Genomic DNA, 25802 nt, shown 5'->3' with positions numbered 1-25802 from the left:
GAGAAATCTGTCTTTTTTGCACAAGATTTCTTGTAAAAAAAAAGAAAATCTTTTAAAATATAAAAGACTTGGAGGAATTATGTGCATAAATAAAATTAGTAGTATTTCACCTGTATTAAAAACAAACAATCGAAATGTCAATCAAGATTTTTTTGAAAAGGTCTTAGGAATGAAAACCCTGTTGGAAGATGGGGCTTTATTATCCCTTGGAGATCAATCGAAGACAGACCGCCTCTATTTAGAGGAATCCCCTAGTATGAGAACCCGTAAGGTTGAGGGACCAAAACGCTTGGCTTGCTTAAAGATTCGCGTGACCAACCCGCAAGAAATTGAGTGGCTTCTGGCTCGTGGTCATCAAGTTGATCGCCTCTTCAGAGGGGAAAATGGCTATGCCTTTGAAGCTCTTTCGCCAGAAGGAGATCGTATCTTGCTCCATGCGGAAGAGCAAGTGGACAGTTTAACTGAAATTGAGGAAGTTCCAGATTTTCAAGCGAATGAAGAGTTTACAACCTTGACGGAGTTTTTCGTAGAAAAGATAGTTCTTCGTGTACCTAATGTAGAGACTTCTACAGCTTTCTATCAACAACTACCTGGCTTAGAAGAGTATTTAGACTTAGAAGCATCAGATGGTCCGGACCTCACACTAGCTAATGGACAGACTTGGGACCTTTGTCAGGTCAAGGTCATTCTAGAGCCATTTGTAGCAAGTGAAGTGGCCTCTTGCTTTGGAGATCAGGTGACTTTTGTACCAAAAAGGCAACAATTTGTCTTGGTTGAGGATCCAAGCAAGATTGAATGGTGGTTCGAAGCCTAAGCAAGTCTTTGGCTGATTGAAATGAGTGAAGAAAAATGGAAAAAATCATCCAAAAAATTCAAGAGCAAATAGGAGCAGGCATCTACCCAGGTGCCTCTCTTGCGCTCTATCAGAAAGGAAGCTGGCAGGAGTATTACTTGGGACTAGCTGATCCAGACAAGCAAGAGCCAGTTATTCCTGGCTTGACCTATGATTTAGCCAGTGTGAGTAAGGTCGTCGGAGTTGGAACGGTTCTTGCTTTTCTGGTCCGACAAGGGCAAATTGATATCGATCGTCCCTTAGCTTCTCACTATCCGGATATGGAGCAGGCAGAGGTGACCATCCGTCAGCTTTTAACCCATACTTCTGGGCTGGATCCTTTCATCCCTAGACGAGATGACTTGGATGCTGAGGGCTTAAAAGAAGCCCTGCACCGTTTGAAGCTCAAGGACAATCGCCAGTTCCACTATACAGATGTCAATTTTCTTTTGTTGGGCTTTCTTCTGGAGAAGTGGTATGGTCAGGATTTGGCCCAGATTTTTCAGGAGCAAGTCTTTGCACCTTGGCAAATGAAGGAGACTACTTTTGGCCCGGTTTCTCAAGCGGTGCCAACCCTTCGTGGCGTTCCAGCTGGTGTCGTCCATGATCCGAAAGCGCGTGTACTGGGAGTCCATGCCGGAAGTGCAGGTCTGTTTTCGACCATTAGAGATATGGAAATTTTCCTGGAGCATTACTTACAGGATCCTTTTGCAGAGATTTTATCGCAGAACTATGCTTTAGAAAAAGGGAAGATGCGCTCTCTGGCCTGGAATCTGGAAGGAGACTGGTTGGACCATACAGGTTATACAGGAACCTTCCTTCTCTATAATCGCAAGCTCCAATTGGCAGCTATTTTCCTATCCAATCGGACCTATGAAAAAGATGAGCGGGCCCAATGGATCCTGGATCGGAATCAACTCATGGAGCTCATCAAAAGAGAAATGGAAGGAACCGGAAAAAATCCTTCCTAAGACGGAGAAAGAAGCGTGGTTTAGCCATCGCTTTTTTTCTTTTTTTATATTAAAATGGAAGGAGAGAGGATTGTATTAAGCAATCTATAGCAGAAAGAACGAAGATAACTGAGAGACGTATGACGAAATCGATAGGTGTCGGACAAGCACATAGCAAGATTATTTTAATAGGAGAGCATGCGGTTGTTTATGGCTATCCAGCCATTGCCCTGCCCCTCCTTAACATTCAGGTCACTTGTCAGATTGTACCTGCGGAGCGTCCGTGGGTCCTTTTTGAGAATGATAGCTTATCTATGGCCGTTTACGCTTCTTTAGAGCATTTGGGGATTGAGGAGGCGGCTATCGCTTGCCGGATTGACTCCATGATTCCGTCCCAGCGGGGGATGGGGTCCTCGGCTGCTGTCAGTATTGCGGCAATTCGAGCAGTCTTTGATTACTTTGGGCGAGATTTGAGTCAAGAGACTTTGGAAATCTTGGTTAATCGAGCGGAAATGATTGCCCATGTGAATCCAAGTGGGCTGGATGCCAAGACCTGTCTCAGCGATCAGCCGATTAAATTCATTCGAAATGTCGGCTTCAGTGAATTAGAGGTTAATTTGGGTGCCAAGCTGGTCATTGCAGATACAGGTATCCATGGCCATACCAAAGAAGCCATTCAGAAGGTCAAGGAGTTGGGAACAGCAGCCCTCGCTAGTTTCCATGAAATTGGACTTCTAACTGAGTACGCAGAAAAAGCTCTTGCTCAAAAAGATGCTCCCACCTTGGGACGCATCTTAACAGACTGCCATCATCATTTGCAAGCAGTGGGAGTGAGTTGTCCAGAAGCGGATCAATTGGTGGAACTAGCCTTAGGGAGTGGAGCCTTGGGAGCCAAGATGAGTGGTGGTGGGCTCGGTGGCTGTATCATTGCCCTTGCTGCAGACCAGGAACAAGCAGAGATGATCGCAAAAGAACTAAGAAATAAAGGAGTGGAGGAGTTATGGATCGAAAACCTGTAAGCGTGAAATCGTATGCCAATATCGCCATTATTAAGTATTGGGGCAAGGAAAACAGTGAAGCAATGGTGCCATCAACTAGTTCCATTTCCTTGACCTTGGAAAATATGTATACGGAGACTCGACTTAGTCCTTTGGGGCCTGAAGCCAAGTCCCATGCCTTCTTTATTGATGGGGTCTTCCAGAATGAAGCGGAGCAGGCCAAGATTGGAGCAGTCATCGACCGTTTTAAACCAGAAGGGGAGACAGGCTTTGTGCGGGTTGATACCAGCAACAATATGCCGACAGCTGCAGGACTTTCTTCTAGTTCCAGTGGCTTATCTGCCTTGGTAAAAGCCTGCAATCGCTATTACCAACTGGGAATGACGCAGGCAGAACAAGCTCAAGCGGCTAAGTTTGCCTCCGGTTCGTCTTCTCGTTCCTTCTTTGGCCCCTTAGCTGCTTGGGACAAGGATACTGGGGAAATTTACCAGGTGGAAACGGACCTCAAACTGGCTATGATCATGCTAGTGTTAAACGACCAACAAAAAATTCTTTCTAGCCGGGAAGGGATGAAACGGTGCACGGAAACCTCTAGCAATTTCCAAGAATGGATCCGCCAGTCAGCTCAGGATTACCAAGATATGCTGGCTTATCTAAAGGACAATGACTTTGAAAAAGTAGGGGAATTGACCGAGCGGAATGCTCTTTTTATGCATTCTACAACCAAGACTGCTAGCCCCTCCTTCTCCTATTTGACGGAAAAGAGCTATGAGGCCATGGATTTCGTGCGCTCTCTTCGTAACGAAGGGAAACGGTGCTACTTCACCATGGATGCAGGACCGAATGTGAAGGTTCTCTGTCTAGAAGAGGATCTGGACCAGTTAGTTCCACTTTTTGAACAAGATTATCGTATCATTGTTTCCAAGACCAAGGATCTATCCCATGAAGAATAAGAAAGCAGTTCGAGCAGGTGGGAAGCTGTATATCGCTGGGGAATATTCTATCTTAACCCCGGGACAAACAGCCATTATTCAGTTTATTCCCATTTACATGCAGGCAGAAATTCAACCGTCATCTACTTATCGGATTCAGTCGGACATGTTTTCCTTTGCGGTTGATTTGACTCCGCAGGCAGACTATGCCCTGATTCAAGAAACCGTGCATCTGATGAACGCCTACCTCCAGTCACAAGGAGTGGCACTTGCTCCCTTTGATTTAGGTATTGAGGGGAAATTTGAGCGAGAAGGTAAGAAATTCGGAATCGGCTCTAGTGGCAGTGTGGTCTTGTTGACCCTTAAAGCCATGGCAGCTCTTTATGATTTTCCCCTGTCAGCAGACTTGCTCTTTCGTTTGGCCTGTTTGGTCTTGATTCGACGTGGAGACAATGGCTCTATGGGAGACCTAGCTTGTATTGCCTATGAAAGCTTGGTTAGCTACCGCTCTTTTGACCGACGGGCGCTAGCTGAGCAATTACAAGATCAGGATCTGGACCAGATCTTAGCCCTGGATTGGGGATATGAAATCCAGCCTCTTGCCCCTCAGTTGTCCTATACTTTCTTGGTGGGCTGGACCCAGGAACCCGCTATTTCAAGAGACTTGATTAACCAGGTTCGTTCAGCTATTGATCCTGTCTTCTTAGAGGGGACGGAGCAGGCTGTACAAGACCTCTTAGTTGCCTTTCAAGAGGGAGATCGAGACTTGGCCTGGTCTTCTATCAGTCGGGCTAGTGACTTACTTCGATCTCTCAATGAGGTGATTTATACCAAAAAACTGGCCCAATTAAAGAGGGCAGAAGAAGGATTAGCGGTTATTGCAAAATCTAGTGGAGCTGGAGGAGGAGATTGTGGGATAGCCCTCGCATTTAAGGAGGATGCTGCCCAAGAAATCGTCAGACGCTGGCAAGAAGCAGGGATTGATTTATTATATTCAGAAAGGATGGGAGAGTATGACGACCAACCGAAAGGATGAACATATTCGCTTGGCCTTGGAGCAAACTCCGGATTACAATAGCTTTGATGAGGTTGAGTTGATTCATTCCTCTTTACCAACTATCGATTTAGATGAGGTGGATTTGAAGACCCATTTTGCGGGTCGTGACTGGGACTACCCTTTTTATATCAATGCCATGACAGGTGGCAGTGCCAAGGGAGGAGAGATCAATCGGAAGTTAGCCCAGGTGGCAGAAGCCTGTGGCATTCTCTTTGTGACGGGTTCCTATAGTGCAGCTTTAAAAGATCCCCAGGACAGCTCCTATCGAGTCAAGGACCTTTATCCGGACCTTCTCTTTGCGACCAATATCGGGATTGACAAACCGCTTGAACTGGGCTTGCAGACCATTGAGGAGACCCAGCCTCTCTTTCTCCAACTCCATGTCAACCTCATGCAGGAGCTTCTCATGCCCGAAGGGGAACGAAGCTTTAGAAACTGGCAAGACCACTTAGCAGACTATGCAAAGCATCTACCTGTGCCATTGGTGCTAAAAGAGGTTGGTTTTGGTATGGACGCCGGAACTATCCAAAGAGCCATCGAATTAGGTGTCAGGACCGTTGATATTTCTGGTAGAGGCGGAACCAGTTTTGCCTATATCGAAAACCGTCGGGGAGGCAATCGTTCCTATCTCAATGACTGGGGACAAACAACGGTTCAAGCCTTGCTTGGGGCTCAACCACTGATGGATCAGGTTGAGGTTCTCGCCTCTGGTGGCGTTCGTCATCCTTTGGATATGATCAAGGCACTGGTTCTAGGAGCCAAGGGGGTCGGTCTTTCTCGGACCATTTTAGAATTGGTAGAGACACAGCCGATTGAAGAGGTCATCGCCCAAGTCAATGCTTGGAAAGAGGATTTACGCCTGATCATGTGTGCTCTTTCTTGTCAGACACTTGCCGATTTGAGAAAGGTTCCCTATCTTCTTTATGGCCGCGTAAAAGAAGGATACGAACAAATCTCCTCTATCCATGATTAACTTGAAGAAACTAGCAAAAATCCCTCCGTGTGAACGGAGGGATTTTTTAATTGCTTTGACGAATGTTCTCTAAAATAGCTTGGGCTTTTTCTAGGTTAAAAGGTTTGTCTTCTAACAGGGCTTGAACCACTGGAGCCACCTCCGACGGACTAGCGCCGGCAAGTAGGGCGAGTGACTTAGCCTGGAGTTTCATATGCCCATGCTGAATACCGGTGCTGACCAAGGCCTTAAGCGCTGCAAAGTTTTGAGCCAGGCCAACGGAAACAATGATCCGCGCAAGAGTTTGGGCATCGGGATTTCCAAGTAGGTCATAAGCCACTTGAACACTTGGATTGAGTCCGATGGAGCCTCCCTTGGTAGCGATAGGCATGGGAAGAGTCAACTGGCCTTCTAGGACTTGCTGATCTGGATGAGCTATCCAACTAGATAGTCCTTGAGCTTGTCCAGATCGACTAGCATAGGTATGGCCACCCGCTTCAATCGCCCGCCAGTCATTCCCAGTTGCCAAGACGACAGCATCGATACCATTAAAAATTCCCTTGTTGTGAGTCGCTGCTCGATAAGGATCAACAGCCGCTAGTTGACTGGCCAGAGCTATTTTTTGAGCGATTTCGGCCGCTTCCTTGGGTTCGCGACTGAGGAAGCGGTAGTCTATGTGACAACTTGCCGTGACCAGGGCATCTGTCGCTAGGTTAGACAGAATGGCCATTAATCCCTGGCCCTCGGATAAATCTTCTAAAGGGTTGACCAGGGCTTCTAGCATGGTGTTGAGCATATTAGCCCCCATGGCCTCTTTTGGATCGACAGATAGGTAGCAAATGAGAAAGTCCCCTTTCACCTCTGTCCAGAGATCTCGTGCCCCACCTCCCCGTTTAACGATGGAAGGATAGGCTTGATTGGCCAGTTGGAGCAGTTCTTCTTTAGCTTCTGTAATCGCCTGACTGGCCTTTTCTTTATGGCTAACGTCATAGAGAGCCACTTGACCGATCATTTGACGCTTGTGAACCTGGGTCTGAAACCCACCTGAGCGCTTGATTAGTCCAGCAGCGTAAGAAGCAGCAGCGATGACAGAAGGTTCTTCCGTCACCATTGGGACTTGGATTTCCTGATCATCTATCTGGAAGCCAGGAGCTAGACCAAAGGGTAAAGTCAAGGTGCCAAGGACGTTTTCGACCATTTCATTGGCAAGAGAAAGGGGCAATGGTTCATTGTCCCTTACTGTTTGTAGACCTTCTTCTGAAAGGAGTCCGGCCTGAGCCAGTTTCTCGATGCGCTCTGCTGGACTTGCTTTTGAAAAACCAGTTAATTTAACCATGGTGTTCTACCTTTACATAGGTTCGTTGGTGTTCGTTGATTTCTGATAAGGCATAGGTTTGATCTTGGTAACCTTGGAAGATTTGATTGCCTTCAGCATCTAATTGTGCCTCTTCGAAGAAGATCTTCTCATATTCGTCAATCGTAAGAGCTTTTCGCTGATCCAATTCTGCCATACGGTTTGGATGGAGCATTTGCTCAAATCCTTCGACCAAGTGAGCACTAAAAATCTCAGCGACTGCGCCACTTCCATATCCATAGAGGGCGATCCGGTCGCCAGCCACTAGTTGAGGCTGATTCTCTAAGAGAGAAAGCAAACCTAGGAAGAGGGAACCCGTATAGATATTCCCAACCTTTTGGCTGTAGAGAATGGATTGTTCAAAATTGTATTGCAATTGGGCTTGTTTCTCAGGAGAAAGACCCTTGTCAAGAATCTTTTTTAAGCCCTTGAGGGCGAGCTTGGGATAAGGCAGGTGGAAGCAGACCGCCGCAAAATCATCCAAGGTTAAGCCAGTCCGTTTTTGATACTCTGTCCAAGTTGTTTTCAAGCAATCCAAGTACTGTTGGGTCGAATAAATCCCATTGACAAAGGGTGTGCTGGAATAGTTGGGACGCCAGAAATCCATGACATCTCGGGTCTGAGCTACATTATCATCGTTAAAGGCTAGGATACGTGGGTTCTGCGTCACCAGCATAGCGACAGATCCAGCTCCTTGAGTCGGCTCTCCAGGGGTGTCGATCCCATATTTTGCAATATCGCTGGCAATGACCAAGACCTTGCTCTGTGGGAACTTTTCAACATGAAGTTTAGCATAGTCCAAAGCGGCCGTTGCAGCATAGCAGGCTTCCTTCATTTCAAAGCTCCGAGCAAAGGGTTGGATTCCTAGGAGACCGTGAACGAAAACAGCAGCAGCCTTACTCTGGTCAATTCCTGACTCGGTCGCTAAGATGACCATATCGATTTCTTCTTTTTCTTCTTCGGTTAAAATACTATGGCTGGCACTTGCTCCAAGTGTGACGATATCCTCTGTAATAGGGGCAATACTTAGTTCTTTCAATAAGAGCCCTTTACTGAGTTTTTCTGGATCAGTATTTCGAGCAGCCGCTAGCTCACTTAAGCGCAAGACATATTGGCTGGTCGCAAATCCAATCTTATCAATACCGATTGTCATAAATAACCTCTTTTAATTTGATATCTACTAGTATATTTCGTTACTATTTTACCATATTTGAGAGCAAAACTCCCTTGAAAAATCCAGAACAGTATGGAAATCATTCTTAGGACCGAGTTGGGCAAGGGGATTTTTTGAAAAAAAGAGGACGAAAATCAAAAAAGCCATCCTTAGATGGCTTTTCAACTCTTATGCTTGCTTATCTTTCTTAGGGTTACTCATAACCCGTATGAAGAGTTCTTTGCATTTATCTTTTAGAACATTTTCGTAGAAGACGAGTATAGCGATGTACACAATCAGAAAGTTCAAGGTCAGAAAGAACAGGTCAAATGAATTGCGTGCATAGTTAGTTGCTTCTAGATAGGAGTTGATTGCTCCTAAAATCCCCCAAGGGAGATACTTGATATACTTGTTTCCCATCATGCAACACCTCACATACTTTAAAGGATTTGTTTTTTCACTATCATTGTACTCCTTTTAAACAAAAATGCAAGCGATTACATAGATAAGTTTTGAAAAACCAATGCTAGTTGGCATTGGTTATTTTTCTTTTTTGATAGCGTTGGTAAGAATGGTAGAGTTTCAAGACGACAGACCCGCTAGCCATCCCGATAGAGATGACCAAGGCCAGAATAACAACTAGGGTCACACTGGTCACGGCTTGCTGATATTGGCCACTAACAAAGAAGGAGGTGGTCCGATAGGAAATATATCCAGGAACCAAGGGAGCGAGAATAGCTAGCATAAAGACAACGACAGGCGTCTTGTAGATGATACTTAAAATTTGACTGATACAAGAACCGACAATGGCGGCGATAAAAGTCGCAATGATAACATTGGTAGGCCCTTTCAAGATATAGTAGAGCAACCAAATAGCCATCCCTAAAATTCCTCCAGGGAGTAGCATGGAACGTTGCACGTTGAGGACGATTAAAAAGGTAATGATGGCAATCAAACTCGCCACGGCTTGGATTAAAAATTCGATTAGATTCATGATTCTATTTCATAAGGACAAGAGCGACGGTCGTTCCGGCACCAAGGGCAAGAGTAATGAGCAGGGTCTCAAAGAGTTTACTCATCCCAGAGTTGAGGTGGTTGTTCATCAGATCCCTGACGGCATTGGTCATGGCAATCCCAGGAACGAAAGGCATGACACAACCGGCAATAATGAGATCAGTATTGGAAGGAAAACCACTATAGCGGGCCCAAATATGGGCTAAAAATCCAAAGACAAAGGCTGCCGCAAAAGCAGTGGCAAAAGGGATGCGCACGTATTTCTCAACGACTAGAGAGAAAGCATAGGCAAAGACAGTCGCAATACCTGCTCCTATCGCATCATAAAAATTCCCGCCAAACATAATGGAGAAAAAAGGAGCACTTAGAGTAGCCGCAATGGTTAACTGTAGATTGGTATAAGGGACTCGTTTCCGTTTTAATTGGCTCAAGGCTTGGTAGGCTTCTTCGAGATTGATGTGCCCAGAGACTAATTGGCGAGAAATCTGATTGACATCACAGACCTTCTCGATATTGTAATTGGTCCGCAGGATCCGCTTCATCCGCGTGATATTGGCATTTTCGATTGAAAAGAAAATAGCGACTGGCATCGCTAAGGCATTGCAATCATCGATTCCTTGAGAATGAGCAATCCGGATCATGGTATCCTCCACCCGATGGATTTCAGAACCACTCTCTAAAAGGAGGGTTCCTGCCAACATGAGGACGTCAATCACGCGGTCCATATCTTTAGACGCTTCCATTGTTCTTCCTGTTCTGTTAATAGATTGTCTCCATTATATCAAAATTTCACTGATTTGTACTAGTGTTACCACGGATTTAGTCAAGACAGGACAAGAAAAAACCAGCCGTTTCCGACTGGTTTGAAAAATCTATTTGAATCTTAGCTCAATGCATCATCCATAGAAAGAACTTCGTGGAAGACACGTTGTGTCAATTCAGTTTTTTGTTCTGGAGTGAGGTATTTAGTGTTTACACAGTATCCAGAGATACGAACGATAACGTCTTCACCGCTCATGATCTTTTCGTAAACATCGTTCAAGTCCATAACGTTCAAGTTAACGTGTTGTCCACCGTTTTCGAAGTAACCATCAAGGATTGTTACCAAGTTATCAACTTGTTCGTCACGAGTTTTACCAAGAGCACGTGGTGAAACTTGAGTTGTCAATGAGATACCATCAGCTGCATAACCAAAGTCAAGGCTAGCAAGTGAGTTCAAGTTTTGCAACCATCCACCTTTAGCTTTGTTAGATGGGTTAGCACCTGGTGAGAAGAATTCCAATTTGCTTGTGTTCACAGAACCATCTTCGTTAAGGTATACCCCTTTGTGGACTGGTGAGTTACCAGTTTGTTTAGAGTAAGCAACGTTAGAAGTGATAGTCAAAAGTGAAACTGTAGCTTCTGCATTCTTGTAAAGTTTGTGGCTGCGAAGACGAGTAGTGTAAGCTTCGATCAACCATTCTGCCAATTCGTTAGAACGTGGGTCATCTTCACCCCAACGTGGGTATTCACCGATTGTTTCGTAATCGTAGATGTAGCCATTTTCGTCACGGATTGGTTTAACTGTAGCGTACTTGATAGCTGACAATGTATCAACAGTGTTAGCAAATCCACAGATACCGAATCCCATGTTAGCGCGTTGTTTAGTTGGCAAGAAGGCCATTTGAACAGCTTCGTAGTTGTACTTGTCAGTCATGTAGTGGATGATGTTCAAAGCATCTACGTAAGTGTCAGTCAACCAGTCAAGAGATTTTTCGAAGTTTGCTTTAACTGATTCGAATTCAAGAACTTCGTCACGGATAGGATCGATGTCAAATACCTTGTAGTCTTTATGAACATCGTCGTAACCACCGTTCAAACCAGTAAGAAGAGCTTTAAGAACGTTTACACGAGCACCGAAGTACTGGATGTTGTGGCGTTGTTCTTCGTTTTCTGGGTCAAGTGGGGATACACAACATGAGATACAGCTCATTTCACCGTATCCGTCTTTAGCCATAGTAGTTACACCTTCGTATTGGATAGAAGAGTGTTTGTGGCTCATGTGCATACAGTAGCGACGGAAGTTGTATGGCAATTTGTCAGTCCAAAGAACTGTCAAGTTTGGTTCTGGAGAGTTACCGATGTTGTCAAGAGTGTTCAAGAAACGGTAGTCCATCTTAGTAACACGGTGACGACCGTCGTTACCCATACCAGCCATAGAAGTTGTGATGAAGGTTGGGTCACCTGAGTACAATTGGTCGTAAGCTTTTGTACGAGCAAATTTAACAGTACGCAATTTCATAACGAAATCATCAACGAATTCTTGGATTTCAGACTCAGTGTAAGTACCACGAGCCAAGTCACGTTCAGCGTAGATATCCAAAACGATTGGCACACGTCCAAGAGAAGTAGCAGCACCGTTGATCACACGGCAGACAGCCATGAAGGCGATGTTTGTCCATTGGATTGCTTCTTTTGTATCGAAGGCAGGACGACGTACGTCTACACCATAAAGGTCACCCAATTTAACAACTTCTTGAAGTGCTTGGTATTGAAGGTTTACTTCTTCACGAAGACGGATTGATTCTTCATCGATTTCAGTAATCGCGTTCCAGTCGTTTGCTTTTTCAGCCATCAAGTAGTCAGCTCCGTAAAGGGCCAAACGAGCATAAACCCCGATGATACGTCCACGTGAGTATGCATCTGGAAGACCAGTTACTGTGTGAGCGTGACGTGCACGACGGATGTTTGTAGTATAAGCACGGAAGATACCGTCGTTAACTGTTGTTACATATTTAGTGAAGATTTCATGCACAGCTGGATCTGGCTCATATCCATTTTCTTTCAAAGTAGTTTCCGCCATACGGATACCACCACGAGGCATGAAGTTCAATTTGAACAATTCATCGTTTTGGATACCGAAGATCACTTCGTTTTCTTTGTCGATGTATCCAGCTGCGATATCAGCGATAGAAGTTGGACGAGTATCGTATGGGAAACGAGTTTCTTCGTAGTGTGCTTTTGTTTCTTCAACAATCTTCTTGATGTGAAGTGAACGTTCTGTTGGGCCAGCTAGGAAGCTTTCGTCTCCATCATATGGAGTGTAGTTAGCTTGTACAAAGCGTGAGACACTGGCTCTTTCTTTCCAGTCTTCACCTTGGAAGCCTTCCCAGGCTTTGTCAAAAATGTCTTGTGCTTCAACAACTGTTTTAACAACCATGTTTAAATCCTCTTTTGTCTTTCTAGCAACAAATCTGTTGCACTTACAATAGTAGTATACCACATAGAAATCGGTTTCACAAAGGGAATAGCAAAAAGATTTTGGATTCTTTTATAATACAGAAGGGTAAATACGAATAAACTGTATTATATTTTTGTCTTAGAAGAGGTAGGAATTAGTAGGAAAAAATCGTTGATAGGGATATAATGAAAGAGGAGGTTGCCCATGCTCATATTTCCTTTAGTAAATGATACGAGCCGTAAAATCATTCATATCGATATGGATGCCTTTTTTGCGTCCGTTGAAGAGCGTGACCATCCCGAATTAAAAGGAAAGCCTGTCATTATTGGCCATGATCCCCGTTTGTCTGGCGGAAGAGGAGTGGTGTCGACTTGTAATTACGAAGCCAGAAAATATGGTGTCCATTCGGCTATGAGTTCCAAAGAGGCCTATGAACGGTGTCCTCAGGCAGTTTTCATCCCTGGCAACTACGAGAAGTACCAGGCAGTCGGTCTCCAAGTCAGAGAAATATTTAAACGCTACACCGATCTGATTGAGCCCATGAGCATTGATGAAGCCTATCTGGATGTGACCAACAATAAGCTTGGTCTTCAGTCTGCTGTCAAGGTAGCTCGCTTGATTCAGCATGATATTTGGAATGAATTGCACTTAACTGCTTCTGCCGGAGTTTCCTACAATAAGTTTCTAGCAAAAATTGCCAGTGATTACCAGAAGCCTCAGGGACTGACCGTCATTTTACCCGAGCAAGCTCAAGACTTTTTAAGTCAGCTGGATGTAGCTAAGTTTCATGGTGTGGGAAAACGGACAGTGGAGCGACTTCATGATTTGGGAATTTATACTGGTGCAGATCTCTTAGAAGTACCGGAAATGACTCTCATCGATCACTTCGGTCGCTTTGGTTTTGATCTCTATCGAAAGGCTCGAGGAATCCATAACAGTCCGGTCAAGAGCAATCGCATTCGTAAGTCCATTGGGAAGGAACGCACCTACCGAAAATTGCTGGTGGCCGAGGATGATGTGCTAAAAGAATTAGCCAACCTATCTGAAAAGGTAGCGAACAGTTTGGCCAATCATCAGAAAATTGGTAAGACCTTGGTGCTCAAGATTCGTTATGCTGATTTTACGACCTTGACTAAGAGACGAAGTTTAGAGGAAGCAACCAGAGACCCTGAAGTCATTCAGAGACTGGCCCAGGAGCTCTACCAGAGCCTAGAAAGTAACTCCTCAGGTATTCGCCTTTTAGGGGTGACCCTCACTAATTTTTTTTCCGAGTCTCGGGAAACCCGTGAAGGATCTCTAATAGAAGAAACCCCGTAGGTATACTTGACCTACGGGGAATTTTTAATTAGTTTTGAAGAACTGTTGAATTTCTTCCTCTGTGAGGCCAATCATGGGATCAATGCTTAAGTAATTGTCCTCTGTTAATCGATAGCCTTGCTGAGAAGCTAGGGAAGCAGGTGAGTCAGAGTGGTTTTCAACTGAGACGGGCTCCCTTTGGGGCTCTGTTTTTTTTATGGGCTCTTCCAGGTGGACAGGGCTCTGTGAGGCAGAGTCTCTACCTTGAGAGGTTCCATCCGAAAAACGCTCAATCAGATAGGTTTTGCGAGCAGTTCCAGTATTCCTTGTCGCAAAGTCAAATGCAGTGTATTCTCCTAAGAGAATGAGCTTGCTTTTGGAACGGGTGATGGCCGTGTAGATCAGATTGCGTTGGAGCATGCGCCGACTCTGATTGGTCAAGGGCAGAATGACCACAGGAAATTCGCTTCCCTGTGACTTGTGGATGCTCATAGCATAGGCCAGGCGAATCTTGTACCATTCATTGCGGGGGTAGACCAATTCATTGCCGTCAAACTGGATGGTCAGTTCATCTTGTTTGGATTCGGTATACTTAGCCGGTAAAAGGTCGGTGATGTAGCCAATATCTCCGTTAAAGACATTGCTTTCAGCATCATTGACCAGGTGGATGACCTTGTCACCATTTCGATACTGGCAGTCCAGTGCTTGAAAGAATAGAGCATCCGTTTCTAATGGATTGAGAAGCTCTTGCATGAGACTGTTAATCTGGTCAATGCCTGCAGAACCTCGATACATCGGAGCGAGGACCTGGATGTCTCGGGCCGGAATGCCGTTGCGAAGGGCAGCGCTGGTGATTTTTTCAATCATGGGAGCGATGAGCTCACTCGGCGCTTCAAAGTAGGAACGATCAGGTTTTTTCTCTGTGAAATCAGAAGGCAGGTGGCCTTTACGAATCTGACTGGCCAAAGTGACGATGGTCGAATCTTCACTTTGACGGAAGATATGTTCCAGTTTGACTTGAGGAATGATTGGGATCTGTAGGAGATCGGACAAGACTTGTCCAGGACTCACAGAAGGAAGCTGATCGGCATCTCCAACGATTAAGAGTTTGGTATTGGAGGAGATATTGCTGAGAAGCTGATTGGCCAGCCAAGTATCCACCATAGAGAATTCATCGACAATGATAAAATCCGCATCGAGATAATCGTCCAAGTGACTCGTGTCATCGTCTCCAGTCATTCCTAAGTGACGATGAATGGTGGCGCTCGGAAGACCTGTCAGTTCACTCATTCGACGGGCTGCTCGACCGGTTGGAGCAGCTAAGAGGATTGGTAATTGAGATTTCTTTCGAAGGTCCAATTGGTGCAGGCGGGCATAGGTTCCGATAATTCCATTGATAACGGTTGTTTTCCCTGTTCCTGGTCCACCTGTAAGGACAAAGACCTTTTGCTGGATGGCTTCTTGGATAGCCTTCCGTTGGATGGGGTCGTAGTGAATGTGGAGTTCATCTTCAATGTCATCAATCGTTTGTTCGATTTTTTCTGCTTCGAAAGATTCTTGCTTTCCTTTTTCTAGCAGGCGACCGATATGGCTTCGGATCCCTTCTTCCGCAAAGAAGAGGCTGTTGTTGAAGATCTTAGTGTCAATATTTTGCACCTTGTCTTCTTCGATGAGACTGGCCAATTCTTGGGCGACGCTGGCTGGATCGAGTTCGACTGGACGAGATGCTTCTAAGAGTTGGATGGTGGCTTGGAGCAATTCTTTGGCTTCAACGTAGGTGTCCCCTGTTTCTAAGGAGAGGGTTAAAAGACTATGAACCAGTCCAGCTCGGAAGCGTTCAGGAGCATCACTGGAAATCCCTAATTCTTCTGCTAATTGGTCGGCGATTTTAAAGCCCATCCCTTGAATATCTTCGACCAGTTGATAAGGAGCCGATTCGACGATTTGCAAGGTTTCTTCCTTGTAGAAATCTTGAATTTGGAAGGCTAGTTTATTAGGGATGCCATAGTTAGCAAGTTGGGCGAGGACCCGTTCCGTACCATAGTTGAGCTGTAGTTTTTCGACAAAGGCCTCGCGATTCTTTTTAGAAAGTCCGGAGATGGAGGCTAGCTTTTCAGGTGCTTGCAGAATTTTATCAATGGTATCCTCACCATAGAGATCGACGATCTTTTGGGCCGTTTTGAGTCCGATCCCTTTAAAATGGTCGCTAGAAAAGTATTTCACCAAGCCTTTGCTAGTGGGTTTGGCTCGTTCATAGCGATTCATTTGCAACTGTTGGCCATATTTCGGATGATGGACCAGTTCTCCCCAGAAGGTATAATCTTCTCCTTCGACGATATCTGCCATCGTTCCAGTAACGATAATGTCAAAGTTATCATAGTCCTCTGCATCTGTATCATTGATATCCAACAATAAGATACGGAAAAAACTACTTTGATTTTCAAAAATGACCCGCTCAATGGTTCCTGAGAAATAGTATTCCATGCAGAGTTTCCTTTTAAGTAATGGTCTGAGAGAGTTTATCTCTCACGAAGATATTGAAAGAGATTGGAACAAGAGTCCCAACCTCATCATGGGTTAATAAGTCTGGAATGGAAGGAGTGGCCAGAGGCGAAGAACGGCTTCTCCTTTGATTTGTTCCTTCTTGAAAGCCCCCACCTGGCGGCTATCTTTTGAGACGATCCGATCATCTCCAAGGAGGAGGTATTCGTCGTTTTTCAGTGTTATAGAGAAGGTGGTATTTCCATCTTTATCAACGGTGAAAGCTTCGGCTATCTGTGCCATTTGGCGGAAGAGCTCTCCATTTTCTTCGAACCCTTTTCCAGAATAGGTTGATTGCAATTTATCTTCTTTAAATTTTTGAATGTAGTCTTTCAAGTAAGGCTCGTCAGTTTCTTTGCCGTTGATATAGAGGACATCGTTTTTGTACTCGATGGTTTCACCAGGGAGTCCAATGACCCGTTTCACGATTTCTTTGGTTTTACCATTCTCTGTTTCACTAGCGACCACAATATCAAAACGGTCGACAGGTAGTTTATTGATAACGAGTAGGTATTCGCTATCTGCCAAGGTCGGATCCATAGAATGGCCATCGACACGGACAGGCGTCCACAGATAAATACGAGAGAGAATAATGCCCCCAATAATGAGGCCGAAGAGCGCCCATTCCTTCAGGAAAGAAAGGACAGGATTAGTTGATTTTTTTGAACGTTTCATGCTTTATCTTTCTATCAATTTTTTTGCTTTTTCTGTATTCTTAAAATGAAGTTTGGCACTGTAGTCAAGGGCTTGAATGCCATAGGCCTTTAATAGTTGAGCAGCTACCTTGTCTGAGGGTGTACCAGCTCCACTAGGAAGGGTGTAGCCGAGTTCTTGACTCAAATCTTCCAGATTTTGGAGGAAGAGGTCTCGGGCAATAATGGAACTCACAGCTACCGCCAGGTATTTTCCTTCGGCCTTCTCTTCTAGGGTGACGACTTGTGGGACCTGATTCGCTTCTGCTTGAACATAGCGATCATAGTTTTTCTTGGTCGTAAAGGCATCCACCACAATCTTTTGAGCTTTTACCCCTTGTTGCAAGAGTAAATAAATAGCTTGATTATGGAGAGCAACCTTGACAGAAACTGCATTGTAGCCAGAGGCGATGACCTGATTGTATTTTTTAGGTGTCAGCAGTAAGGCCTGATGCGGGATTTCTTTTTTGAGGATCGGTGCGAGAGCTCGAATTTTTCGATCATCTAAGGTTTTAGAATCCCCAACTCCGAGACTTTTTAAGCGGGCATGTTGCTCCGGGCTGACCAGTGAAGCCACGACGGCAAGCCCTCCAAAGTAAGAGCCATTTCCAACTTCATCCGTTCCGATTAAGGGGAAGTCTTGTCCGGAAAATGCTTGGTCTATCGGATCTTGTTGGTAACCGAAGAAGGCAGCATAGCGCGTCGCCTGACTACCTTGTAGGACAACCTTTCCTGATGTGTAAATCGAAATGGTTGCACCAGGTGCCTTGAAAAAATAACGGATATAAGGATTTTTTGAAGGTAGCAGGTGGTCTTGGTGCTGACGAACAAATGCTTGGATGTCCTCGTTTTGAGGGGACAATGTAATTGTTTCCATAGCCCTTATTGTATCATAAAAGCTAGATGAAAGGCCAGAAAAAGACCAGCCAAATTTAGTCTGAAAGAACTTCTTTTAGGCTTGTTTCAATTGCTTGAGGATCAGTTTTTGAAGAGAAGCGGTGGATGACTTGGCCTTGGCGATTGATCAAGAATTTGGCGAAATTCCATTCAATGCGGGAGCCCAAGGGACCACTAGCTTGTTCTTTTAACCATTGGTAGAGGGGACTGGCTTCTTTCCCATTGACTTTTATTTTTGCGAAGCGTGGGAAGCTGGTTTGGTAATGGAGGCTACAAAATTGATTAATCTCCTCCGCACTACCGGGCGCTTGGCCCATAAATTGATTGCATGGAAAGTCAAGGATTTCAAATCCTTGGTCATGGTAGCGTTCATAGAGCTCTTGCAATCCCTGGTATTGAGGCGTAAGCCCACAACCAGTTGCAGTATTGACGATTAGGAGTACTTGGCCTCGGTATGCTTCGAGGGAGAAGGGACTCCCATCTTGGGCCATTACGGTGAAGTCATAGATAGTCATTTTACACGTCCTTTCCTACTTTCTCTATTGTATCACGCTTGAGTCGAAAAAAGTTAAACCGTGGCCCTAGTGTCCGGTATTTCCTATGGGAAGGGGATTTTCCTACTGACAAGCGGGCTAGATTTTGATATAATATCGTGAGGTGATTTTTTATGTCCAGCTTAAATAGATACAAATTTACTTTCGGTAATAAATCGCTGACTCTTACAACCAATCATGATAATCTCTTTATGGAAGAGGTTGAACGGGTCGCGAAGGAAAAATATGAAGCTATTAAAGAACAAATGCCAGCTGCTGATGATGAGACCCTGGCCATTTTACTAGCAATCAATAGTTTATCAACACAATTGAGTCGTGAGATTGAGTTTGACGATAAGGAAAAAGAATTGGAAGATTTTCGTCGCAAGGCCCTAGATGGCCTAGTCGGTAGATCATCTAATTAAGGGGAGTTGCATGTTTTCAATCCTGATTTTATTTATCCTAGCTTGGAGTTTTTATATTGGGTATTCACGAGGGATTTTGCTTCAGGGATATTATTTTTTAACTATGATTGTGGCCATGTTGGTTGCAGGATCAGGGTATCAGTCCTTGGCAAAAACCATTAGTCTATGGATCCCATTTTCGAGTGCAACACAAGCTTCAAAAAACTATTTTTATGGTGCAGATCAACTCTTTCACTTAGACAAAGTTTTTTACGCTGGTTTGGCTTATTTCATCTTGTTTGTTTTAGTCTATGCGATGGGTCGAGTGATTGGACTCTTTATTCCCTTGATTCCAACGCCTGAAAAATGGGAGGAGTATCCGTTTCAGATTGCCAGTGGTGTGTTAGCTGTCCTAGTAACCTACTTTGTTCTGCAAATGGGATTCACGATTTTGTCAACCATCCCCATGGCAGCCATTCAAGATCGACTCCATGGAAGTTTCCTCATTCGATTTATGGTGCAGCATAGCCCCCTTACAGCAGGCCTCTTGAAACAACTTTGGGTTGTAAAGATATTAGGTGCGTAATCACTTCTCATCATGTCTAACAGTTCATGAGAGTTATTATAGAAAGGAAGGGGAGGCTCAGACCAAAATCAGCCTCCTTTTCTGTTGTGGAGAAACATGAATCAAAAAATTCTCGAAACCTTAGAGTTTCAAAAAGTCAAAAACTTAGTAGAGCCCTATTTGCAAACGGAGCAGGGCGAAGTGGAGTTGCAGGAATTAGCCCCACTTACAAAAAAAGAAGTAATTGAAACCGCCTTTCTTGAAATGGCGGATATGGCTCAGATATTTGTGGAGCATCCGCACTTTAGCGTGCCCACCATCCAAGAAATTCGTCCAGTGACCAAGCGTTTAGAACTAGAAACATCGCTCAATATCGATGAATTGTTAGCAGTGAAGAAAGTCCTGCGCGTGACCCATGAATTGCGAAATTTTTATGATGAATTAGAAAATGTCCGCTTGGAAAAACTGGATCGGATATTTGAAAATCTAGTCGACCTTCCACAGTTGCAGGGAGGTCTCCATGCCATTAATGAGGCAGGATTTATTGAAAACTTTGCCAGTGAAACCTTAGCAAAAATTCGTCGACGGATTCAAGAGAATGAGCACCAAGTGCGAGACATTCTACAAGAATTGTTGAAGACCAAGTCCGAAATGCTGGCTGATCAGGTCGTAGCGAGTCGGAATGGACGGAATGTCTTGCCAGTCAAAAACACCTACCGCAATCGGATTGCCGGTGTGGTGCACGATATTTCAGCCAGTGGAAATACCGTCTATATCGAACCTCGGGCGGTCGTCAATCTTAATGAAGAAATTGCGAACCATCGTGCAGATGAACGCTTCGAGATGCTCCGGATCTTGGAAGAAATTTCAAACCTCCTTCGTCCTCATGCGGGGGAAATCCGGAACAATGCTTGGCTGATCGGTCATATTGACCTCGTTCGTGCCAAACATCGCTTTTTACAGGACCGAAAAGGAACTATTCCAACCTTGTCAGATCAAGGGGAGATTCAGCTCTTGCAGGTTCGCCATCCCTTGATTGAGCAGGCTGTTCCCAATGATATCCACTTTGGAAAAGACCTCACAGAGATTGTGATTACCGGACCGAATACGGGTGGGAAGACCATCATGCTCAAGACCCTGGGACTAGCCCAATTAATGGCCCAGTCGGGCTTGCCAATCCTAGCAGATGCTGGGAGTAAGGTAGCTGTCTTCACGCAAATCTTCTCTGATATCGGGGATGAGCAGTCGATCGAGCAGAGCCTGTCTACCTTCTCCAGTCACATGACCAATATTGTCTCTATTTTGGAGCAGGTCGATGAGGAATCCTTGGTCTTGCTAGATGAGTTGGGAGCTGGAACGGATCCTCAGGAAGGGGCTTCACTGGCGATCGCCATCCTAGAAGATCTCCGCTTACGAGGGATCAAGACCATGGCAACTACCCACTATCCAGAACTTAAGGCCTATGGGATTGAGACACTTGGTGTTCAAAATGCCAGCATGGAATTTGATACGGACAGCCTGCGTCCGACCTATCGGTTTATGCAGGGGGTACCAGGACGTTCCAATGCCTTTGAAATTGCGCGTCGTCTAGGCTTGTCAGAAGTGATTGTTCGTCAAGCGCAGGGGTTGACCAATCAGGATCGGGATGTCAACCGCATCATTGAAAAGTTGGAAGCTCAGACCCTAGAAAGTCGCAAACGACTCGAGTCCATCCGAGATGTTGAACAGGAAAATCTGAAATTCAACCGCGTCCTCAAGAAATTGTACAATGAATTGACCCGAGAGAGGGAAACAGAGCTTAACAAGGCGCGTAAAGAAGCGCAAGAAATTGTGGATCTTGCTCTAGCAGAGAGCGACCAGATCTTACAAGGTCTCCATGCCAAATCGCAACTCAAGCCCCATGAAATTATTGAGGCCAAGTCTCAGTTGAAGAAATTGGCCCCAGAAACGGTCGACCTATCGAAAAACAAGGTCTTGAAACAGGCTAAGAAAGCCCGTGCTCCAAAAGTCGGAGACGAGATCTTGGTGATTAGCTATGGGCAACGAGGAAGTCTTACTAAGCAGCTCAAGGATGGTCGTTGGGAAGCTCAAGTGGGACTGATCAAGATGACCTTGGAAGAAAAAGAATTTAATCTGTTAAAAGCTGAAAAAGATGCTTCACAACCGAAAAAACGCCAGGTCCACGTAGTCAAACGCTCCAACACCAACGGGCCTCGGGCTCGATTGGACCTTCGTGGCAAACGGTATGAGGAAGCCATGGAAGAATTGGATAGCTTTATCGACCAAGCCCTTCTCAATAATATGGCCCAAGTCGATATCATCCACGGTATCGGAACTGGGGTCATCCGAGAAGGAGTTACCAAGTACCTCCGTCGCAATAAACATGTCAAAAGCTTCGAGTACGCCCCTCAAAATGCAGGAGGAAGCGGAGCGACAATTGTGACCTTTAAATAAGCAAAGAGTCAGTCGTGCCTTTTAATCAGGCACGCTTTTTGCTATAATACAGTCAGTTTAAACGGAAAGAAGGAAAGCATATGACCCCTAATCGTTCGTCTGATTCTTGTACCACTATACTCGTCGGAAAAGATGCCAGTTATGATGGTTCAACCATTGTAGCTCGCACGGAAGACTCTCAAAATGGAGTGTTTACCCCTAAGAAATTTATCGTCGTTCAACCTGAGGACCAGCCTCGTCATTATCGGTCGGTCCTATCTCCTTTTGAGATAGACCTGCCTGATAACCCTGTTCGTTACACAGCTGTTCCAGATGCTATTCCTAAGGATGGTATCTGGGGAGAAGCGGGGATCAATCGTTACAATGTGGCTATGAGTGAGACAGAGACCATTACGACCAATAGCCGAGTCTTGGGAGCGGATCCTCTGGTGGAAAGTGGAATTGGGGAGGAAGACATGCTGACCTTGGTTCTTCCTTATGTCCAGACTGCCCGAGAAGGAGTGCTTCGCTTGGGGAAACTCCTAGAGGAATACGGAACCTATGAGTCTAATGGAGTGGCTATCAGCGATGTCCATGAAATCTGGTGGTTGGAAACCATCGGAGGACATCACTGGATGGCCCGCCGTGTGCCAGACGATGCCTATGTGACCAATCCCAATCAATTGGGAAGTGATCGCTTTGAGTTTGATCGTCCAGAAGAGTTTTTATGTGATCCAGACTTGAAAGATTTTGTGGAACGCCATCACCTGGCCTTGGATTTTGACGGTTCGTCCTTTAACCCTCGTTATGCTTTTGGGAGCCAACGAGACAAGGATCGTCATTACAATACACCACGGGCTTGGGATATTCAACGATTCCTCAACCCAGAAGTGGAGCAAGATCCTCGTTCTTTCTTCCTTCCTTGGTGTCAAAAACCTTACCGCAAGATTACGATTGAAGATGTCAAATATGTCCTCAGCAGTCACTACCAGGATTCAGCCTATGATCCTTACGGTTTAGAAGGGGATAGTCATAGTCGTCGGACCTTCCGTACCATTGGCATTAACCGGACCAGCCAGACGGCTATTCTCCAATTGCGACCAAATCGTCCTCAAGAGACAACCGGGATTCAATGGCTTTGCTATGGGTCTATGCCCTTCAATACGGCGGTTCCATTCTTTACCCAGGTCGATACGACACCGGATTATTTTGCCAATACGACAGAAAAAGTGACGACAGATTCCTTCTATTGGACCAATCGGATCATTGCTGGTCTGGCAGATGCCCACTATAGTCATCATGTTGGAGATTTAGAAGATTACCAAGAAAGCACTATGGCACTTGGGCATGCCCGGATTGGACGAGTGGATCAAGCCTTGGCGGCAGGACAAACTGTTGACTTCGAAAGAGAAAATCAGGAAATGAGTGATCAGATTCAAGAAGCGACGGATCGCTTATTGGATAAGGTCTTGTTGGATGCTAGTAACCTGATGACCAACCATTTCTCTTTGAGTGACTAGTTGGGCTAAGTTGTACTATTTCATGATAGTTTCTGTAAGTGGTAAGAGTTTTTAGAAAATCAAATAATTCAATATTTTTAGGAGAACAGAGAAATCTGTTCTCTTTTTTGTTCGCTTAAAATTCTATTTGAAAGGAGTTTAACGATGTTAGGATTAGAGATTGTAATGAATTTAGACACGTTAGAAATCTTTGACGTTATCGATCATGATAAGAATGGAAACAGCGAACAAGCGCCTACAACCATCCAGTTAAGCTTATTTGACTCAATGACGTGCATTTGACAGAAGGAGATATATTAGGATGGACAGAGAAGCGCTATACAATGAATTGATTCAAAACGAACCATTAGGTTTCATTGATCCCTTTTCTGACCTTGGCGAATTCGATCCTCTTCAGCTGAAATTTAAACAACCCGTAAAGGACTTAGTGAATCGATATTCAGGGCAGCCTTACAGTTTGGTCTGGCAACATAAAATTATGGAAATGCGGAAGTTGTTTATTGATTATCAGATAGCATTAAATGAAGAAGATAAGCAGATTAACTTTCAGCGAAGAACAAGAAGCGAAGAGTCCAAAGAACACGCTACAACTATTGTAACAACCTACTTGAAATTGGGATTTAGTTTTAAAGAGATTGAGAAGCGTGTTTCTTTATCTTACAAACAACTTCGTCGAGGATGGAAAAGAAGTGATCACATAATGACACATCCTCCTGAATTTTATAGTAAAGGAGACTTATCTGAAGGTTCCTGTTTACCGAGTAAAAAGTTACCTAAAAGTATGAGAGTCAATGAGGAGTAATTATCATGAAAGTAGTGTCAAAGAAAGGTATCTGTCAAAAATGTGGATTCACGTGGGAAACACCCTGTATTGATGAAAAATGGGGAAGTCAGACACTATGAAGAAGATTAATTTACAAGAATGTTTTAGCTTAATCATAAAAGACGGATTAAGAACACAAAAATTTAAGAATAGCCATCTACAGCTCATCTCTTCAGCTGAAGAAGGAAGACGAGGCTCTGTATTTGCTTATCGTTCAAAAGCGAATATGGTGAAAGCACGTGGTGTTGTTTTAACCTCTGTCGAATCATTACTGGAGAATCAGGATCAGTTTACGCACTGGACTCCTAACGTATATTGCTATGGAAGCTATAGCGATGCTGGTCGACGGATTACACGTGGCCACTCTGAAGATAATCTTCGACAGATTAACACATTCTACATTGACTTTGATATTACCTCTTCAGCTGAAGAAATGACGACAGGAGACATTTTAACTACTTCCCTGGAGCTAGGTTTTATGCCGACGTTGATCCTGAAATCAGATAAAGGATTTCAAGCATATTTTGTCTTATCAGAATCGGCCTATGTTACAGCTCATTCCAAATTTCGAGTCGTTAAGGTGGCTAAAGCTATCTCTCAAAATTTGAGAAATTACTTTGCTCAAACTTTACCAGTAGATTTGACTTGTAACCATTTTGGGATTGCTCGTATTCCTCGAACTGATAATATCGAATTCTTTGAACCTGACTATACCTATTCGTTCCAGGAGTGGTTAGATTGGTCGATGAAGCAATCAGAACTTCCTTTCCCAAGTAAAAAGCCCAATTTGACGGTTATTTCAGGCTCTGAAGGGGTGAAACAGATTACTGAACCTTGGTATCAATTGCTGATGAGAGAGGGGAATATCAAAGGTGGAAAAGCCTTGATGGGAAGAAACAACGTTCTTTTCACGCTAGCTTTAGCCAACTTCTCTTCAGGAATTGATCAGGAAGAGTGTGAGGAGGTTCTTTCTAGTTTTAATGCGAATCTAGACGAGCCACTCTCTTCAGCTGAATATCATAAGATTATCACAAGCGCCTACTCAGGAAAATATGAAGCTGCTAGTCGTGATTATGTGATGGCTTTATGTAAAGCATGGGTCAATCAGGAACTCAAGGCTTCAGATCTCTTTGTGAAGCAACGTTGGTACAAATTCAAGAAGAAACGTGCTGACAGGAAGAATAGTCATCTCTATGAATGGAAAACAGACGTAATGGCCTATTTAGAAGGTTTCTATCAATCCGAGGATCCATTTATACAGACGACGAAAAAAGAGATACGAGAGAAGTTGAACATTCCTGAGCGTTCATTGGATAAAGTATTGAAGGTTCTCAAAGCAGAACAAAAGATATTCTTCACAGTCAAACACGGTCGTGGAGGAGGCATCAGATTAGCCTCTATCAAAGCAATCTTGCTTTCCCTTATCCAGGTGAAGAAAGAACGTCAGGAGGCTTATATGGCCAATATTGCTGCTTTCTTTGAAGAAAGTATAGAGTTCACTCAAAGAGTGATAGAAAGGGTTAAAGATGGCTTTAAACAAACACAACAACTATCTCTATTTGAGCTTGATATTGGATAATTTTAAAAACCCGCAGACTGCCTTACATTTATATCTACGATTACTACCAGTATATAA

At 44.4% G+C, this 25802-nt stretch carries 23 protein-coding genes; 13 read left to right on the top strand and 10 right to left on the bottom strand.

Going from position 1 to position 25802, the window contains the following annotated elements:
- Nucleotides 1-79 precede the first annotated feature (79 nt).
- The 6 genes from QZ158_RS01135 (at nucleotide 80) to fni (ending at nucleotide 5742) form a co-directional block, all read left to right on the top strand.
- Nucleotides 80-814, top strand: coding sequence for a CppA N-terminal domain-containing protein (locus tag QZ158_RS01135; RefSeq protein ID WP_125329221.1), 735 nt, complete (start codon nucleotides 80-82; stop codon nucleotides 812-814).
- 35 nt (nucleotides 815-849) lie between these two features.
- Entirely contained in the window at nucleotides 850-1803 is a 954-nt protein-coding gene (locus QZ158_RS01130) for a serine hydrolase domain-containing protein (protein WP_023027285.1), read from the top strand.
- 119 nt (nucleotides 1804-1922) lie between these two features.
- Nucleotides 1923-2801, top strand: coding sequence for a mevalonate kinase (gene mvk / locus QZ158_RS01125; RefSeq protein WP_293873466.1), 879 nt, complete (start codon nucleotides 1923-1925; stop codon nucleotides 2799-2801).
- The gene (gene mvaD, locus QZ158_RS01120; RefSeq protein ID WP_293873463.1) at nucleotides 2783-3733 is read left to right on the top strand and encodes a diphosphomevalonate decarboxylase; all 951 of its coding nucleotides are present in this window, start codon (nucleotides 2783-2785) and stop codon (nucleotides 3731-3733) included. The genes mvk and mvaD overlap by 19 nt, the downstream gene beginning before the upstream one ends.
- Complete coding sequence (locus QZ158_RS01115; protein ID WP_293873460.1) at nucleotides 3723-4748, top strand: phosphomevalonate kinase; 1026 nt, start codon at nucleotides 3723-3725, stop codon at nucleotides 4746-4748. Before mvaD ends, QZ158_RS01115 begins: the two co-directional genes overlap by 11 nt.
- Nucleotides 4726-5742, top strand: coding sequence for a type 2 isopentenyl-diphosphate Delta-isomerase (gene fni / locus QZ158_RS01110; RefSeq protein ID WP_293873457.1), 1017 nt, complete (start codon nucleotides 4726-4728; stop codon nucleotides 5740-5742). Before QZ158_RS01115 ends, fni begins: the two co-directional genes overlap by 23 nt.
- Before the next feature lie 46 nt (nucleotides 5743-5788).
- Here the strand turns inward: fni and QZ158_RS01105 are convergent, their stop codons facing one another.
- The 6 genes from QZ158_RS01105 to pflB form a co-directional block, all read right to left on the bottom strand.
- Entirely contained in the window at nucleotides 5789-7057 is a 1269-nt protein-coding gene (locus tag QZ158_RS01105; RefSeq protein ID WP_293873454.1) for a hydroxymethylglutaryl-CoA reductase, degradative, read from the bottom strand.
- Entirely contained in the window at nucleotides 7050-8228 is a 1179-nt protein-coding gene (locus tag QZ158_RS01100) for a hydroxymethylglutaryl-CoA synthase (RefSeq protein WP_293873451.1), read from the bottom strand. Before QZ158_RS01100 ends, QZ158_RS01105 begins: the two co-directional genes overlap by 8 nt.
- 189 nt (nucleotides 8229-8417) lie before the next feature.
- The gene (locus QZ158_RS01095) at nucleotides 8418-8648 is read right to left on the bottom strand and encodes a hypothetical protein (RefSeq protein WP_061564813.1); all 231 of its coding nucleotides are present in this window, start codon (nucleotides 8646-8648) and stop codon (nucleotides 8418-8420) included.
- Between the two features lie 106 nt (nucleotides 8649-8754).
- Nucleotides 8755-9222 (bottom strand): threonine/serine exporter family protein, encoded by a 468-nt coding sequence (locus QZ158_RS01090; RefSeq protein ID WP_293873441.1) that lies wholly within the window; start codon nucleotides 9220-9222, stop codon nucleotides 8755-8757.
- 4 nt (nucleotides 9223-9226) lie between these two features.
- A complete protein-coding gene (locus tag QZ158_RS01085) occupies nucleotides 9227-9985 on the bottom strand; it encodes a threonine/serine exporter family protein (protein ID WP_156676985.1) in 759 nt (252 codons plus the stop codon).
- A 140-nt stretch (nucleotides 9986-10125) separates the two neighbouring features.
- Nucleotides 10126-12441 (bottom strand): formate C-acetyltransferase, encoded by a 2316-nt coding sequence (pflB, locus tag QZ158_RS01080; RefSeq protein WP_293873434.1) that lies wholly within the window; start codon nucleotides 12439-12441, stop codon nucleotides 10126-10128.
- Nucleotides 12442-12666: 225 nt separating this feature from the next.
- Between pflB and dinB the strand changes: the two genes are divergently transcribed.
- Entirely contained in the window at nucleotides 12667-13779 is a 1113-nt protein-coding gene (gene dinB, locus QZ158_RS01075) for a DNA polymerase IV (RefSeq protein WP_293873431.1), read from the top strand.
- Between the two features lie 24 nt (nucleotides 13780-13803).
- On the opposite strand, the gene QZ158_RS01070 is transcribed toward dinB, so the two are convergent.
- The 4 genes from QZ158_RS01070 to QZ158_RS01055 form a co-directional block, all read right to left on the bottom strand.
- Nucleotides 13804-16242: an ATP-dependent RecD-like DNA helicase gene (locus tag QZ158_RS01070; protein ID WP_293873428.1), complete on the bottom strand. Its 2439-nt coding sequence runs from the start codon at nucleotides 16240-16242 to the stop codon at nucleotides 13804-13806.
- A 93-nt stretch (nucleotides 16243-16335) separates the two neighbouring features.
- Entirely contained in the window at nucleotides 16336-16974 is a 639-nt protein-coding gene (lepB, locus tag QZ158_RS01065; protein WP_293873425.1) for a signal peptidase I, read from the bottom strand.
- Between the two features lie 3 nt (nucleotides 16975-16977).
- Nucleotides 16978-17868 carry a ribonuclease HIII gene (gene rnhC, locus QZ158_RS01060; protein ID WP_293873422.1) on the bottom strand — a complete coding sequence of 297 codons (891 nt, stop codon included), beginning with the start codon at nucleotides 17866-17868 and terminating at the stop codon, nucleotides 16978-16980.
- Nucleotides 17869-17923: 55 nt separating this feature from the next.
- The gene (locus QZ158_RS01055) at nucleotides 17924-18403 is read right to left on the bottom strand and encodes a glutathione peroxidase (RefSeq protein WP_293873419.1); all 480 of its coding nucleotides are present in this window, start codon (nucleotides 18401-18403) and stop codon (nucleotides 17924-17926) included.
- A gap of 152 nt (nucleotides 18404-18555) precedes the next feature.
- Here QZ158_RS01055 and QZ158_RS01050 point away from each other — a divergent pair, with 152 nt between their 5' ends.
- The 6 genes from QZ158_RS01050 to QZ158_RS01025 all read left to right on the top strand — a co-directional run bounded on the left by QZ158_RS01050 (nucleotide 18556) and on the right by QZ158_RS01025 (nucleotide 25745).
- Nucleotides 18556-18846 (top strand): hypothetical protein, encoded by a 291-nt coding sequence (locus QZ158_RS01050; RefSeq protein ID WP_023024429.1) that lies wholly within the window; start codon nucleotides 18556-18558, stop codon nucleotides 18844-18846.
- A 10-nt stretch (nucleotides 18847-18856) separates the two neighbouring features.
- Nucleotides 18857-19411, top strand: a complete 555-nt coding sequence (locus QZ158_RS01045; protein ID WP_293873408.1) for a CvpA family protein — start codon at nucleotides 18857-18859, stop codon at nucleotides 19409-19411.
- 96 nt (nucleotides 19412-19507) lie between these two features.
- Nucleotides 19508-21844, top strand: a complete 2337-nt coding sequence (locus QZ158_RS01040) for an endonuclease MutS2 (protein ID WP_293873405.1) — start codon at nucleotides 19508-19510, stop codon at nucleotides 21842-21844.
- An 80-nt stretch (nucleotides 21845-21924) separates the two neighbouring features.
- Nucleotides 21925-23343, top strand: a complete 1419-nt coding sequence (locus QZ158_RS01035; protein WP_293873401.1) for a C69 family dipeptidase — start codon at nucleotides 21925-21927, stop codon at nucleotides 23341-23343.
- 301 nt (nucleotides 23344-23644) lie between these two features.
- Nucleotides 23645-24145 carry a modification methylase Sau96I gene (locus tag QZ158_RS01030; protein ID WP_293873398.1) on the top strand — a complete coding sequence of 167 codons (501 nt, stop codon included), beginning with the start codon at nucleotides 23645-23647 and terminating at the stop codon, nucleotides 24143-24145.
- A 97-nt stretch (nucleotides 24146-24242) separates the two neighbouring features.
- Nucleotides 24243-25745 carry a primase C-terminal domain-containing protein gene (locus QZ158_RS01025; RefSeq protein ID WP_293873395.1) on the top strand — a complete coding sequence of 501 codons (1503 nt, stop codon included), beginning with the start codon at nucleotides 24243-24245 and terminating at the stop codon, nucleotides 25743-25745.
- Nucleotides 25746-25802 lie beyond the last annotated feature (57 nt).

The sequence above is a fragment of the Streptococcus sp. A12 genome (genome assembly GCF_905372335.1).
In the GTDB taxonomy this organism is placed as follows: Bacteria; Bacillota; Bacilli; order Lactobacillales; family Streptococcaceae; genus Streptococcus.
Note: the sequence above shows the minus strand (reverse complement) of the source record. Positions and strands in the feature narration are given on the sequence as shown.